This window comes from Streptomyces sp. 11-1-2 (genome assembly GCF_003595545.1).
Classification (GTDB): domain Bacteria; phylum Actinomycetota; class Actinomycetes; order Streptomycetales; family Streptomycetaceae; genus Streptomyces; species Streptomyces hygroscopicus_B.
This window is the reverse complement of sequence record NZ_CP022545.1, coordinates 2,165,500-2,179,701: the sequence shown is the minus strand read 5'-3', so window position 1 is coordinate 2,179,701 and position 14,202 is coordinate 2,165,500. Positions and strand designations below refer to the sequence as shown.

Annotated in this window: 11 protein-coding genes and 4 pseudogenes; 10 read left to right on the top strand and 5 right to left on the bottom strand. The window is 69.9% G+C overall.

Translation table 11 applies throughout. The features are described from left to right. Nucleotides 1-6: 6 nt before the first annotated feature. Both CGL27_RS08855 and CGL27_RS08850 read right to left on the bottom strand, forming a co-directional pair. Nucleotides 7-1,128, bottom strand: a complete 1,122-nt coding sequence (locus CGL27_RS08855; RefSeq protein ID WP_205587649.1) for an HlyD family efflux transporter periplasmic adaptor subunit — start codon at nucleotides 1,126-1,128, stop codon at nucleotides 7-9. Further along, on the bottom strand, nucleotides 1,121-1,744 hold the full coding sequence (locus tag CGL27_RS08850) for a hypothetical protein (protein ID WP_162952919.1): 624 nt from the start codon (nucleotides 1,742-1,744) through the stop codon (nucleotides 1,121-1,123). The genes CGL27_RS08855 and CGL27_RS08850 overlap by 8 nt, the downstream gene beginning before the upstream one ends. A 102-nt stretch (nucleotides 1,745-1,846) precedes the next feature. On the opposite strand from CGL27_RS08850, the gene CGL27_RS08845 reads away from it, so the two are divergent. The 4 genes from CGL27_RS08845 (at nucleotide 1,847) to CGL27_RS08830 (ending at nucleotide 6,334) form a co-directional block, all read left to right on the top strand. Continuing rightward, complete coding sequence (locus tag CGL27_RS08845) at nucleotides 1,847-2,566, top strand: response regulator transcription factor (protein ID WP_119985783.1); 720 nt, start codon at nucleotides 1,847-1,849, stop codon at nucleotides 2,564-2,566. After that, nucleotides 2,556-4,361: a HAMP domain-containing sensor histidine kinase gene (locus CGL27_RS08840; protein WP_119985781.1), complete on the top strand. Its 1,806-nt coding sequence runs from the start codon at nucleotides 2,556-2,558 to the stop codon at nucleotides 4,359-4,361. Before CGL27_RS08845 ends, CGL27_RS08840 begins: the two co-directional genes overlap by 11 nt. 274 nt (nucleotides 4,362-4,635) lie before the next feature. Then, nucleotides 4,636-5,043, top strand: a complete 408-nt coding sequence (locus tag CGL27_RS08835; RefSeq protein ID WP_119985779.1) for a hypothetical protein — start codon at nucleotides 4,636-4,638, stop codon at nucleotides 5,041-5,043. A gap of 331 nt (nucleotides 5,044-5,374) precedes the next feature. Further along, a complete protein-coding gene (locus CGL27_RS08830; protein ID WP_119985777.1) occupies nucleotides 5,375-6,334 on the top strand; it encodes an alpha/beta fold hydrolase in 960 nt (319 codons plus the stop codon). On the opposite strand, the pseudogene CGL27_RS51670 reads toward CGL27_RS08830, so the two are convergent. Beyond that, nucleotides 6,222-6,494: pseudogene (locus CGL27_RS51670) on the bottom strand (hypothetical protein); the annotation flags it as partial. The gene CGL27_RS08830 and the pseudogene CGL27_RS51670 overlap by 113 nt on opposite strands. A gap of 40 nt (nucleotides 6,495-6,534) precedes the next feature. Further along, nucleotides 6,535-7,374 (bottom strand): GntR family transcriptional regulator, encoded by an 840-nt coding sequence (locus CGL27_RS08820; RefSeq protein ID WP_119985775.1) that lies wholly within the window; start codon nucleotides 7,372-7,374, stop codon nucleotides 6,535-6,537. A 269-nt stretch (nucleotides 7,375-7,643) separates the two neighbouring features. On the opposite strand from CGL27_RS08820, the gene CGL27_RS08815 reads away from it, so the two are divergent. The 6 genes and pseudogenes from CGL27_RS08815 to CGL27_RS08795 all read left to right on the top strand — a co-directional run bounded on the left by CGL27_RS08815 (nucleotide 7,644) and on the right by CGL27_RS08795 (nucleotide 13,035). Continuing rightward, the gene (locus CGL27_RS08815) at nucleotides 7,644-8,912 is read left to right on the top strand and encodes an extracellular solute-binding protein (RefSeq protein ID WP_162952918.1); all 1,269 of its coding nucleotides are present in this window, start codon (nucleotides 7,644-7,646) and stop codon (nucleotides 8,910-8,912) included. 29 nt (nucleotides 8,913-8,941) lie between these two features. Continuing rightward, nucleotides 8,942-9,930, top strand: a pseudogene (locus tag CGL27_RS08810) (sugar ABC transporter permease). Continuing rightward, complete coding sequence (locus CGL27_RS08805; protein ID WP_119985773.1) at nucleotides 9,927-10,766, top strand: carbohydrate ABC transporter permease; 840 nt, start codon at nucleotides 9,927-9,929, stop codon at nucleotides 10,764-10,766. The pseudogene CGL27_RS08810 and the gene CGL27_RS08805 overlap by 4 nt, the downstream one beginning before the upstream one ends. 57 nt (nucleotides 10,767-10,823) lie before the next feature. Continuing rightward, a pseudogene (locus tag CGL27_RS50865) lies at nucleotides 10,824-11,141 on the top strand (glycoside hydrolase family 20 zincin-like fold domain-containing protein); the annotation flags it as partial. A 1-nt stretch (nucleotide 11,142) separates the two neighbouring features. After that, nucleotides 11,143-11,550, top strand: a pseudogene (locus tag CGL27_RS50860) (hydrolase); the annotation flags it as partial. Between the two features lie 288 nt (nucleotides 11,551-11,838). After that, nucleotides 11,839-13,035, top strand: coding sequence for a glycoside hydrolase family 64 protein (locus CGL27_RS08795; protein WP_240450404.1), 1,197 nt, complete (start codon nucleotides 11,839-11,841; stop codon nucleotides 13,033-13,035). Nucleotides 13,036-13,189: 154 nt separating this feature from the next. Here the strand turns inward: CGL27_RS08795 and CGL27_RS08790 are convergent, their stop codons facing one another. Beyond that, nucleotides 13,190-14,104, bottom strand: coding sequence for a LysR family transcriptional regulator (locus CGL27_RS08790; RefSeq protein WP_119985771.1), 915 nt, complete (start codon nucleotides 14,102-14,104; stop codon nucleotides 13,190-13,192). Between the last annotated feature and the right edge of the window lie 98 nt (nucleotides 14,105-14,202).

Genomic DNA, 14,202 nt, shown 5'->3' with positions numbered 1-14,202 from the left:
GACCGGTCACGAGGTGGTCACCACCCGCAGGCCCTCGCGGACGCCCTTCCCGGACACCTCGACCATGCCCTTGGCGAACAGCCCGGTGTCGACGGCGAGCAACCCGCCGTCGCGGCGCTGGAGCGCGTATCCGCCCTCCCGGAGCGCCAGCAGCGCGCCGACGGGCACGGACAGCACGTTCTTCCTGGTCTCGGCGGTGAAGGTGACCCGTACCGACGCCGAGTCCAGCCGCTTCACATCGGCGCCGTGGGCGGGAGTGACGGTGACCCGCAGGCTCGGCGGACCGGTGATCTCCTCGTCCTGCTCGTCGCCGCCGCCCTGCACGGTGTGGCTGACCGCGGTGACCTTGCCGGGGATGGTTTTCGCGCTCGGCAGCGCGATGCTCACCTCGTCCCCCACGCGGATCGGGGCGGCGTCGGCGGCGTCCACCTTCAGGCCGACGGTCTTGGTGGCGGAGGTGACGGTCAGCATGTTGCCGGTGGCGGGGTCGCCCAACTGGGCCTTGGCGTCGCTGACCCGGGCCTCCCCCGGAAGGACGACGACACGGCCGGGGTCCAGGGTGCCGGTCCGCTGCTGCCCGGTGTCGCGCTGCCACCGCTTGAGGGCGGCGGCGAGCGACGGGGTGAACTCGGTGCCGTTCGCGGAGGTCCGCCCGCGCGGCCCGATGTCGTAGCCGAGCGCCTGGAGGTTGTCCGCCAGCACGGTCACGTCCCGGCCGCTGACGCCGGGCTTGACCAGCGTGCGGAAGACCGGGGTGTCCCCGAAGAACACCATGACCGGCCGGTCGTCGACCCGGTACAGCGGCTTGCCGCGGGTGACGGTGGCGCCGGGATCGGGCAGCCAGGTCACCACGCCCTTCCCGGTGCCCTTGACCGTCCTGGGGCCGGCGAAGCCCAGCGTCCCGGTCAGCGTCCGGCTGTCGGAGAGATCTCCGCGGACGACCGTGGTCAGCGCGGCGGAGGGCGCCGCGGATCCCGGCCGTTCCGCCTTCGTCTCGCCGTGAGCGGACAGCGCCAGAGCTCCGGCGCCGGCCCCGACAGCGGTGACGAGCGCCGCTGCCGCGAGGACGAGGCGCCGTCGGTTCGCCCGCCGCGGCGCGGACTCGGTGTCGGTGGCGGGGTCAGTCACTGAAGGCTTCCAGCTCACAGGTGCGGTCGACCTTGGTCTGCTCGGCTTCGGAGAGCTGCTGTTGCTTGCCGTCGTCGTACCGCCAGGCGAGACCGTCGGGGCTGACGCTCGTGTCGGACACCATGTGGACCCGCATGCCGTTCTTGTTGAGGCACTTGACGTAGGTCCGGTAGTCGTCGGCGAAGTGCGGGTTGGTGTCGGGCTCGGTCTCCGGTGGCTGACGCGGCAGCTTCACCAGGCAGGCGTCGTAGCCGGCCTGGTGCTTCTTGACGACGGCAGGATCCTGCACCGGGGACGCCTGTTTGGCGCCCGCCGCCTGGGCGCGCTCGTGGTTCATCGGAACGCCCTTGGCCTCGAGGCAGGCGTTGTAGGCGTCGCCCAGCCGGGCCCGCTCCTCCTCCGAACTGTCCAGGCGCAGTTGGGGGCGGTCCGCGGTGACGTCGTCCTTGCCCTCGCGCTGGTCCGTGTCCGCCTTGCCGCCCGCCGCCGGGGCATGGCTGTCGATGGAGTCGACGCCCTTGTCGGTCTTGACGCCGCTGCCGCCGCCGCACGCGGTGAGGGCCAGGCTCAGCACGGCCGTGGCACACACCAGGGCGGCTGTCTTCGTGTTTCGCATGCCGACGACCATCACGGACCCTTTTGAGGAACCTGTCAGGAACCTTTGCGCAGGTGATGTTCCCCCGCTCCGCCCGCCGCCGGTGTTCCTAAACTCGCCGTCATGTGCGCATACGTGGTCGTTGCCGAGGACGACCGGAAGCAGGCCGAACTGGTCCGCCGCTATCTGGAGCACGAGGGCCACCGGGTGACCGTCGTGCACGACGGGCGGGCCGCGCTCGAATGGGTCCGGCGGCAGCCGCCCGATCTGCTCGTCCTGGACGTGATGATGCCCCGGGTGGACGGCCTCGACGTGTGCCGTGTGCTGCGCGCGGAATCGGCCCTGCCGGTGCTGATGCTGACCGCCCGCTCCACCGAGGACGATCTGCTCCTGGGCCTGGACCTCGGCGCCGACGACTATATGACCAAGCCGTTCAGCCCGCGCGAGCTGATGGCCCGGATACGCGCGCTGCTGCGCCGCAACGCCACCACCACCGCCGCGCCGCCGGAACCGGTGCTCACCGTCGGCCCCCTGACCATCGCCCCGGCACGGCACGAGGTCTCGATGCACGGCCGGCCCGTGGACTGCACACCCGGTGAATTCCGGCTGCTGGAGATGCTGGCCGCCAGCCCCGGCCACGTGTTCACCCGCCCGCAGATCCTGGAACGGCTGCACGGGTTCGACCGGTACGTCACCACCCGGACCGTCGACGCGCATGTGATGAACCTCCGCAGGAAACTGGAGGACGATCCGCGCCGGGCCCGCTTCCTGGTCACCGTCTACGGCGTCGGCTACAAGCTCGTCAACGGGGCCACCGACGGAGAGTCCCACCGTGCGCCGTGACGTACCGCTGCGGCGCAGCCTGCTGCTGCGCCTGCTCGCCGTGTCCGCGCTGGTGTCCGCCTGCTCGGTCGCCGCCACCGCCTGGCTGGCCATCCAGACGACCGCGGTGGCCATCCGCGAGGAACGGGGCCAGGCCCTCGCCGACGACACCCGGATCTACGACAGTCTGCTCGGCTACGCGGCCCGCCACCCGCGGTGGGACGGCGTGGGCCCGACCGTACGCGCCCTGGCCCGGGAGACCGGGCACCGCATCATCGTGACCAGCGACGGTCGGCAGATCGCCGACTCGCAGTCCGCCGCGCGGTTCCCCTACCGGCCGCCCGACAAGGCGACCGCCGTCATCGACCCGCTGGCGGTCAGCCCCGATCTGCTCCCGGACTCCGCCTCCGACCGGATCGATCCGCGCGCCGTCGGGCCGTTCGAGCTGAACGGGGACGAACGCGCGCGATTGCGCCTCGCCGCGCGACGCCAGGCCGCATGCCTGCGCACCGTCTTCGGCCAGGAGATGACCGTGGTGGAAGAGCCGAGCGGGCGGTCACGTGTGGGAACCGACGCCTCCCGCGTCCCGGACACCCCGCGCTGCGCCTCCGCGACGCTCGACCCCGCCACCCCGACCGAGGCCAGGGCGCTGTCCGCCCTCAGCAGGCTCGTCAACACGTGTCTGGCCCGGCGCCACGCGGCACAGGTGAAACTCACCCTGGACGACCACGGGGAGCCACGCGCCGAGCCGCCTTCGCGGCCGCGTGGCGGGGACACCGACGGCTCATTGGTCAGCTCGTGCCTGGCGAGCGGCCGCGCCCAGCAGCTCGCGCCGTACGTCGCACCCGCGGCGGCGCTGTACGTCACCAGCCCGGGCCGGAGCGCCACCACCTTCTTCGACCTGTCCACGGGCAACCGCGCTCGCATTGCGGGTGGCACCGCACTCGTCCTGCTGGTTACCGTCACCGCCACCACCCTGGCCGGGATACGGCTGGTCCGGCCGCTTCGCGCACTGACCGACGCGGCGCAGCGCATGGAGGACGGGGAGGCCGGCGCCCGGGTGAAGGTCACCAGCAACGACGAACTGGGCCGACTCACCTCGGCGTTCAACTCGATGTCGAGCCGGCGCGACCAACTGGAGGCGGCACGCAAGGACATGGTCAGCGATGTCGCACACGAACTGCGCACACCGCTCAGCAACATCCGCGGGTGGCTGGAGGGCGCGCAGGACGGTGTCGTACCGCACGGCGACCTGCTGGTGTCCTCGCTACTCGAAGAGGCGCTGCACCTCCAGCACCTCATCGACGACCTGCGGGACCTGTCCGCGGCCGACGCGGGCGAGCTGCGGCTCCACCTCGCGCCGGTCGACATCGCACACCTGTTGGCACACACGGCCACCGCCCATCACGCCGCGGCCGAGAACGCCGGTGTCGCCCTGCGGGTGGGGGCGCACGGCGACTGCCCAGAGATCGAGGCCGACCAGGTACGGCTGCGCCAGGTGCTCGGCAACCTGGTGGCGAACGCTCTGCGGCACACCCCGTCCGGCGGCACCGTGTCCCTCCGCGTCCGCCCTGCCGGTGGCGCGGTGCTGATCGAGGTCGCGGACACCGGCTCCGGCATCGCGGCCGACGAACTGCCGCACGTCTTCGACCGGTTCTGGCGGGCGGACAAATCCCGTAGCCGCCGGACCGGGGGCAGTGGCCTGGGGCTGTCCATCGTGCGCAAGCTGGTGGAAGCGCACGGCGGGACGGTGACGGTGAGGAGCACGGTGGGCGGGGGCTCGGAGTTCACGATCCGCCTGCCGCACACCCGCTGACCGGTGGTGGCATATGGCTCGAGCCCGGACCACTGGCTGATTATGCCACCTGTGCCGCTCGAAAAGTCATCGCTGCACGTCATACCGCATGTCTGTCCTCGTTGATGAGGCCGCCGAGGATCCGGGTCGGCGGACCTGACGGCGGCGGCGTCCCGGGGGCAGACCGCGCGGCCTGCCCCCGGGACGGTACGCGCCTGCTTCGCGGCGGCGATACCCGCCTGCTCCCGAAGCGACGCACGCCTGCTCCCCGGGGTGATGCGGCTACCATCCGCGGATGGCTCGGAACGACAGGAAGGCCCGGCGGCTGGTCGTCGGCGAGGAGACCTTTCTGTGGTCCCTGCGCCACACCCACCGCACGCTGGACGACGGACGGTCCACAGACTGCTGCGAAGCCCTCGTCCTCCGGCTGTTCCGGGCGCGAGGCGAGCTGCGCATCGTCTTCCGGGGCGGTCCCGGCAGGACGGTGCCCGGCGGATTCCCGACGGCCTCCGGGGTGGTCGGCACCGCGGAGGGCGGGTTTCTGAACCTGCACGAGCCCGGAACCGCCAGGGCCCTGCTCGACGAGGCGCTGGCCCGGGGGTGGCGCCCCGACGATCCCGCGCGGTGTGAGACGGACGGCTGGGCCCTGTTCGCGAGCGTGGCCACACGCCGCGGCGCGACACCCCAGCACCACGGCGACTGACGAAGGAAGGCTGGCCGGGCCGGCCTACGGCGCGGAAACCGCGGCGTGAGCCCGACGTCACCGCGGCACCGACCGCGGCGTCACCGAGCCGCGTCGGACCGCCTGCTACGGAAGAGCAGCAGGCAGGAGCCGGCAATCTCCCCGGACTGGCTCGCAGTGGGCACCACGCTGCCCTCCGACGGCCGTTGACAAAGCGGAACGTCGCTCCGTATATTAATCGGAACGATGATCCGTTTTCGGTGCGGCCTGAAGCCGGACGCTCCTGACCACCTCGCCCGCCCCAGCCGAATGAGACCGGCGGCTGAGGCCATTGAAGGGAAATGCGCACATCATGAGTGAATCGACGGACACAGTCGACACCTTCGGCTCACCCACTCCCGTCCTCTCGCTCGGTCCGGTAGTGCTGTCAGCTCCCGGCCGAGCCGTGGACCTGGAAGTCCGCGTATCCGCGCCCGTGACCGGGAACGACCTGCCGGTCATCCTCCTCTCGCACGGTCAGGGCTACTCGAACCACCTCTCCTCGCTGAACGGATACGCGCCCCTCGCCACCTTCTGGGCGGCGCACGGCTTCGTCGTGATCCAGCCCACCCATCTGAGCTCGAGGACACTGAGCCTGGACCCCGATACCCCCGGGGCGCCTCTGTACTGGCGATCACGGGCCGAGGACATGACGCGCATCCTCGACCAGCTCGACGTGATCGAGGCCGCCGTCCCGCGGCTCCTCGGGCGCCTGGACCCGAGCAAGGTCGCCATAGCCGGACACTCGATGGGCGGGCACACCGCGAGCCTGCTGATGGGCGCCCGGCTCACCGATCCGGACGACGGAACGGAAGTGGACCTGGCCGAGCCCCGGATCAAGGCGGGTGTACTGCTTGCCGCGCCCGGCAGGGGCGGCGATGCCCTCACCGAATCCACGGCCGAGAATTTCCCGTTCTTCTTGACCACGGACTTCTCCAAGATGACGACGCCCGCGCTCGTGGTCGCCGGAGACAAGGACGCCTCTCCCCATCTGACGGTTCGGGGCCCGGAATGGCACACCGATCCGTACTTCCTCTCCCCGGGCCCCAAGGCCCTGCTCACCCTGTTCGACGCGGAGCACGGGCTCGGCGGGGTCTCCGGATATGACGTCGCCGAGACCACGGACGGGAACCCCGAGCGAGTGTCCGCGGTCCAGCGGCTCACCTGGGCCTACCTCCGCAGCGAGCTCTGCCCCGGGGATTCCGCTTGGCAGGCGGCGCGTGACGCGCTGACGGCCGACCCCAACCCGCCCGGACGAGTCGAATCCAAGTAAGCCCGAAGGCGCCATCTCCGTGCCGGACCGACAGCGCGAGATGGTCGCCCTCGACAATGAGGTGGTCGTACCACACCGGCCCGCGCCTTTCTGGAACGAAGCTGGCTGCGTAGCGGGCGGTTTCGGGATCGTAGTAGCGGAAGTGGTTGTAGTTCAGGCCGGTTTCGGGGTCGGCGTATTGGCCGGGGAAACGCGGCGGCTCACGGTGCCGACTGGATGTCCCCGCGGGTGGAGGACGCGATGGTGTCGCGGTGGACGAAGTCGCCCGGGGGGATGCCGGGGTGGTGTCCGAGCCGAGTCGGCGGCGCTGTGGCCGAGGGGGCGAGGGTGAGCCGGGAGACGATGCGGTAGCGGTCGCCGCGGTAGATCGAGTGGACGTATTCGACGGGCCGACTCGTGGTGTCCGAGGTGAGCCGCTCGAAGAGCAGCGCCGGGGACAGCTCGGGCACGTCGAGCAACTCGGCCTCGGCCCGGGTGACGACGGTCGGCTCGATCGCCTGTACGGCCTCCTGGACGTGCACGCCGTGCTGTTCGCGCAGGTGCTCGTACAGGTCACCGGCTTCCAGTTCCCGGGCGGACAGGGTGGGGACCAGATCCGCCCTGATGTGCAGATGCTCGATGGCCATCGGGGCGCCGTCGACCAGGCGCAGCCGGGCCACGTACACGATCTCGGCGGCGGGTGAGATGCGCAGCTTGCGGCCCACGCGCGCGCCGGCCGGGAAGGTGGTGAACTCCAGCAGGCGGCTCGACCAGGTCCCGGCGGCCCGGGGTGCCGTCATGGTCTCCTGGCCGGATACGAGTTCCTGGGTGATCTTGTTGGGTGCCACGAACATGCCGCGGCCGTGTTCCCGTACCAGAAGACCCGCGGCGACGAGCTCGTCGACCACCGCGCGCAGGGTCGGGCGGGACACGCCCAGATCGGCACACAGGGCGCGCTCGGAGGGGATCGCGTCACCCGGATGGCGTGACTCGACGAGGCCGAGGACGAAGTCGCGAACCCGCTCACGCTTGAGCACCGCACCTGGTGCGTCGGCCTTCATGCGGTGCCCCCTCATGCGCGGTATTCCGATTGTGCGGTTTACCAGTTGACCAGTGGTCGCCCACAACTGCCCTCCTGGTCAGGGGAAGTGTAACCGCATCCGGGCGGTGATCGTCCAGGTCACTACCTGGCCTGAGGCTGAACTCCACTGAAGCGCGAGGGGGTTGACGTCGCTATTGGTCTATGCCAACTTCATCCTGCGTCAAGAGGTGAGCTGTCCAGTGGGCCTTACTGGTCAGATGGCTGGGTCATGTCTTCCAGAGGTGAACCGTGAAGCTCCGCTTGTTTGCCGGCGTGTCCGTGCTCGTGATGACCGCCGGGCTGAGTGCCTGCAGCAGTTCCTCCGACGCGTCGGGCGGCAGCTCCGGCGGGAGCACTGCCATCGACGTCTGGCTGATGCGCGACAGCGTCTCGGCCCAGTTCCAGAAGGATTTCGTCAAGGGCTTCGAGACCGCTCACCCGGACATCAAGGTCAAGGTGCAGATCCAGGAGTGGGACGGCATCGGTGAGAAGGTCACGGCGGCCCTCGCCAGCAACGACGCACCGGACGTCATCGAGACCGGTAACACCCAGGTCGCCCAGCTCGCGCAGAGCGGGGGACTTCTCGACCTCAGCGACAAGGTCGGCGAACTCGGGGGGAAGGACTGGCTCAAGGGCCTCGCCGAGCCGGGCGTCTACGAGGGCAAGCAGTACGGCATCCCGTACTACGCCGCCAACCGCGTCGTCGCCTACCGCACCGACCTCTTCACGAAGACGGGCATCGACCCGGCTTCCATCAAGACCCGCGACCAGTGGATCGCCGCCACCAGGAAGCTCAACACCGGCGGCACCCAGGGCATCTATCTGCCCGGCCAGAACTGGTACACCCTCGCGGGCTTCGTCTGGGACGAGGGCGGCGACCTCGCCACGGAGTCCGGCGGCAGATGGAAGGGCGCGCTGGACACCCCCGAGGCGCTGCGCGGCATGGAGTTCTACACGAAGCTCCAGGCCCTCGGCAGGGGCCCCAAGGACTCCGACGAGGCCGGCCCCCCGCAGACGGATGTGATGGCCAAGGGAAAGGTCGCCCAGATCATCTCGTCTCCCGGCGGCGCCAACGTCGTCATCCAGAGCAACCCCGCGCTGAAGGGCAAGCTCGGCTTCTTCCCGATTCCGGGAAAGACCGCCGACACACCCGGCGCCGTCTTCACCGGCGGCTCCGACCTCATCATCCCCACGGCCTCCGCCAAGCAGGACGCGGCCTACACCTTCATCAAGGAACTCACCGGCGACACCTGGCAGAAGAAGCTCGCCGTCGCCATGAGCTACGTCCCGAACAAGGCCACCCTGGCCGACGCGGTCGCCTCCGACCCGGGCGCCTCGGCCATGGCTGTCGGCGCCGCCGAAGGCCACGCCACGCCCAACACACCCGGCTGGGCCGCCGTCGAGGCAAAGAACCCGATCAAGGACTACCTGACGGCCGTCCTCACCGGAGGCGACGCGCGGAAGGAAGCCACCACGGCATCCGACGCCATCACCACGGCAATGAACTCCGGCTCCTGAACCGTCAACGCACGGGAAGGAAGAGTGCCGTGTCGGCCGTCCGAGAACAGACCGCTCCCCGCCCCTCACTCAGCACCCGGCCACCCCGGCGCTCCACCGGCTTGAGGCCGAGCCGCCCGCCGATGGCCCGCAGCCGCGGGATCTGGCCGTACGTCCTGATCGCGCCCGCCGTCCTCGGCACGCTCTACCTGCTCGTCTATCCCTTGGTCCGCGCCGTGGTGATATCGCTGCAGGACTTCGGACTGCGCCAACTCATCCTGGGCGACGCGCGTTTCGTGGGATTCGAGAATTACCAGACGCTGCTGAGCGACGGCCACTTCTGGGAGGTCGTCCGCCGCACCTTCCTCTTCATGGCGAGCAACGTCGTGCTGATCATGGCGCTGTCCACGCTGGTCGCGCTCATGATCGAGCGACTCGGCCGGTTCGGCCGGACCGCGGTCCTCAGCGCGCTCGTGCTGACCTGGGCGATGCCCGTCATCGCGGCGACCACCGTCTTCCAGTGGTTGTTCCACTCGGAGTTCGGCATCGTCAACGCGGTCCTGACAGACCTGGGATTCGAATCCTTCGACCGCTACCCCTGGCTCGCGCACGGACCGGCTGCCTTCGCCATCCTGGTCACCCTCATCGTGTGGCAGTCCGTGCCGTTCGCGGCGATCACCCTGTACTCGGCCCTCACCACCGTCCCCGCCGAGCTGTACGAGTCGGCGCGACTCGACGGAGCATCGGGGCCACGGATATTCCGCTCCATCACCCTCCCGATCATCCGCCCGATCTTCATGCTCGTGCTCTCGCTCGAAGTGATCTGGACCTTCAAGGCGTTCGTCCAGATCTGGGTGATGACCAACGGCGGGCCGGCGACGCGACCACGATCCTGCCCGTCTACGCGGTGCAGACCGCCCTGTCGAGCCAGCGCTACGACCTCGGCTCGGCGGCCTCCCTGGTCACCGTCGTGCTGATGTCGGGCCTGCTCGTCTTCTACTTCCGCCAGATGTTCCGCCAGGAGGACGAGCTCGCATGAGCACGACCCGGCCCCGCATCCGCCGCTTGCCACTGAACGCCGCCGCCGTCATCACGGTCGTGGTCTGCCTGTTCCCGGTCTACTGGATGGTCGCCACCGCGTTCAGACCGACCCGCGACATCCAGTCCGACAGCCCCCGGTTCTTCCCGGAGACCTGGACACTCGACCACTTCCGCTCCGCCATCGGCGCCGACGGCTTCGGCCTCTTCTGGCGCAACAGCATCCTCGTCACGCTGAGCGCCGTCCTGCTCGCCCTCGTCATCGCCCTGGGCGCCGCCTACGCGGTGGCCCGGATGAGGTGGAAGGGTCGCCGGCAGTTCATGCTCATGGTCTTCATCGCCCAGATGGCGCCCTGGGAATCCCTGATCATCCCGGTCTACATCATCTCCCGGGACACCGACATGCTCGACCGGCTGCCGACCCTGACCCTCGTCTACTTCATGATGACGCTGCCCTTCACCATCGTCGTCCTGCGCGGCTTCATCGGCACGATCCCCCCGGAGCTGGAGGAGTCCGCCCAGGTCGACGGCTGTACCCGGCTCGGCGCGTTCCGGCGCATCGCGTTCCCGCTGTTGGCACCGGGCCTCATGGCCACCTCGCTGTTCGGCTACATCACCGCCTGGAACGAGTTCACCTACGCCAACTTCCTCATCATCAAGCAGCAGGACAACCGCACCTTGCCCGTGTGGCTGTCCTCGTTCCACAACGTCTTCGGCACCGACTGGGGCGCCACCATGGCCGCCTCGACGCTCTTCGCCGCCCCGGCGCTTGTGGTGTTCCTGCTGCTCCAGCGCCACGTCACCGCCGGCTTCGCCGCCGGCGCGGTCAAGGGCTGACCCCGCGCCCCCCGCGTACCTCCCGCGTATCCCGCGACCCCGTTCCGGAGGCGATCCGTGCCCGCACACCGAACTGCACCCGCCCTCGTACCGCGCCCCACCGAGGCCGCTCTCCGGCCCGGCCACTTCACGCTCGACCGCAGCACCGCACTGCACGTCGGCGCGGGCACCGAACCGGCCGCGGACCTGCTGGGCAGCCTGCTCGCCCCCGCCACCGGGCTGTCCCTGGGACCGTCCCCGGACGGACAGGTCGCCCTGGTGCTCGACCCCGGGCTCGGCGGCCTCGGTGAAGAAGGGTACGGGCTCACCATCGACCCGCACGGGGTGCTGCTGCGCGCCGCGCACCTCACCGGCCTGCTGCGCGGCATCCAGACGCGGCTGGGGCGAGACGTCCGACATCCTCTACACGACGTCCTGGGAGACCTACCAGCCCGATCCATGGGTGGCGGTCAACCAGCACACCGAAGGCCGTCGGAGCTACAACGGCTGGCACGACCTGGTGCTGACCATCGACAACAGCACCATCAAGTACTACATCGACGGGCAGCTCTTCGGCACCCACGACGCCGCGTACCTGCCGGAGCGGCCCATGTCGATCAACTTCAACCAGTGGCTGATCGACCTCGCGGGCCAGACCAGCACGACCGCGCGAGCCTACGACCAACAGGTCGACTACGTCCTGCACGTCAAGGACCAGGTGCTCACCCCGGCGCAGGTCACCGCCAAGCTGAGCGCGTACCGCGGCACGGGCACGACGTTCGAGGACACCGTCCCCGGCAGTTGATCCCCGTGCCCGATGACGGCGCGTAGGTTGGAGCACCACGCTCCCTCCTGGCCGGCGCGACACTCCTCGCCGCGCCGGCGACGCGCTGGTGGCGCCGGGAACCCCGGCCGTGATCCATATTGGTCTAGACCTGGACGTGTGCAGCTCAAGGGAGCACTCTAGGAGCGCTCTCACACGACCGGACGGGTCCGCTGCCCCCTGACCTCCCCTCCGGCGGGGTGCGGCCCCGACCGTCCATCCGTCGCATTCAACTCCGGTGGGAGAAGCCCACCTGGCAGGAGGACGAGCGTGCTTGCCTTACGGAAAGTGCTGGTGGCGCTGGTCGCCGCCGTGGCCGTGGCCGCGGGACTCACGGCCGTGGGCCCCGCATCCCACGCCGACGCCGCGGTGCCCACGACCATCCCGCTCGAGTTCAAGAACAACTCCGGGCGCAGTGATCAGATCTACATCTACAACATCGGGACTCTGCTCTCGACCGGCCAGCAGGGCTGGGCCGACGAGAACGGCACGTTCCACGCCTGGCCCGCCGGCGGCAACCCGCCGACCCCCGCGCCCGACGCGTCGATCGTCGGACCGGGCAACGGCCAGACCAAGACGATCCGGATGCCGAAGTTCTCCGGCCGGGTCTACTTCTCCTACGGCCAGAAGCTCGTCTTCAAGCTGACCACCGGCGGCCTCGTGCAGCCCGCGGTGCAGAACCCGTCCGACCCGAACGTGGACATCCTCTTCAACTGGAGCGAGTACACCCTCAATGACGCCGGACTGTGGATCAACAGCACACAGGTCGACATGTTCTCGGCCCCGTACGCGGTCGGCGTCAAGAACACCTCGGGCACCGTCAAGACCACCGGCCACCTGAAGCCAGGCGGCTACGCCGGATTCTTCAACGCCCTGAAGGGCCAGCCCGGCGGCTGGGCCAACCTCATCCGGACCCGGTCCGACGGAACCATCGTGCGCGCCCTCGCACCCGGCCACGGCATCGAGGCCGGCGCCCTGCCGAGCACCGTCATGAACGACTACATCAACCGGGTCTGGACCAAGTACGCCACCTCCACGTTGACGGTGACACCGTTCGCGGACCAGCCGGGCACCAAGTACTACGGCAGGGTCTCCGGCAACGTCATGAATTTCACCAACAGCTCCGGCGCCGTCGTCACCACCTTCCAGAAGCCCGACGCCGACAGCATCTTCGGCTGCTACAAGTTCCTGGACGCGCCGAACGACCTGGTCCGCGGCCCGATCTCGCGCACCCTGTGCGCGGGCTACAACCGTTCCACCCTCCTGACCAACTCCAACCAGCCCGATACGAGTTCCACGGGCTTCTACCAGGACGCGGTGACCAACCACTACGCCCGGAAGATCCACGCCCAGATGGCTGATGGCAAGGCGTACGCCTTCGCCTTCGATGACGTCGGCAACTACGAGTCGCTGGTCAACGACGGCAACCCGCAGACGGCGTACATCACGCTCGACCCATTCAGCTGAGCGACCGGGACGGGCGCCAGGGGGCGGCGGACGAGACCGGCTCGACCTGCGGGTGCCGATACATCATCCGTGCAGTTCAGGCGGCGTGCTGGTACTGGCGGAGGGTTCCGCCGAGTCGGTCTCGTCCTCAACCAGGTGTCAACTCGCCCCGGCTTCACTGGCGGGCCGCTCTGAGCTCGCGGATCAGGGCGCGGACCGAGACGCTGGAGGCCAGCTCCGGGGTGGTGATGTAGCCCACGGAACGGGTCGGGCGCTCGGGCCCGAGATCGGTGATCTCGATGCCGTCCGGTGCTTCGTTCAGCGAGAGCGCGGGCATGATCGCCATGCCGAGCCCCCTGCTCACCATTGAGAGCACCGCTCCGTCGTCCTCGGTCAGGACGGTCGCCTTCGGAATCCAGTCCTGCCTGGCCCACCACTGGCGGGTGTAGGAGCCGCAGTTCTCGTGCCAGTCCACCAGCGGCAGGGAGCGCGGGGCGGGGTGGCCGGCCGGGTGCACCAGCGAATAGGGCTCCTCGACGAGTACGTCGCCGATGAGCCCAGCGGGCACGGGCGAGGTGGCGCCGATCGTTGCGATGCCCACGTCCGCGCGCCCCTCGGCGACCTCGCCGGCGGCGCCCGCGCCCAGCTCGCGGACGACACGCACCTCCGGTTCGATGCCGGGGTGGCGGGCGGTGAGGCGCGCCAGGACGGGCGGCAGCAGGTAGAGGGCGGCGCTACGAAAGGCGGCGATGCGCAGCGGGCCGGCGACCGTGCCCCGCTCGGCGCCGCGGGCCTCTGCGGCCAGGGTGTCCAGGAGCCGCAGGACCCGGCGGGCGTGGGCGGCAGCGGCGGTACCGGCCGCGGTGGGCGTCGCGCCCTTCCGGCCCCGCTCGAAGAGGACCGCTCCGACCTTGCGTTCCGTCCCGCGTATGGAGTGCGAGACTGCGGACTGGGTCAGTCCGAGGACCTTGGCGGCGGCCGAGAACCCGCGCTCGCGGTCGACGGCCACGAGGATGCGGAGCTCGTGCGGGGCGAGGTCGGTGGCGGCAGCCGCAGTGGGTGCGGGGGTTAGGGGGGCTGAGGCTGTCATAGGGGGGCCCACCTGCTTCTATGAGGGCCCTTCATGGATCGGGCCGTTCCATGAGCGCAACCCTCTCCCCGGCCTCCGCATTCCTTCGTACGGTCACC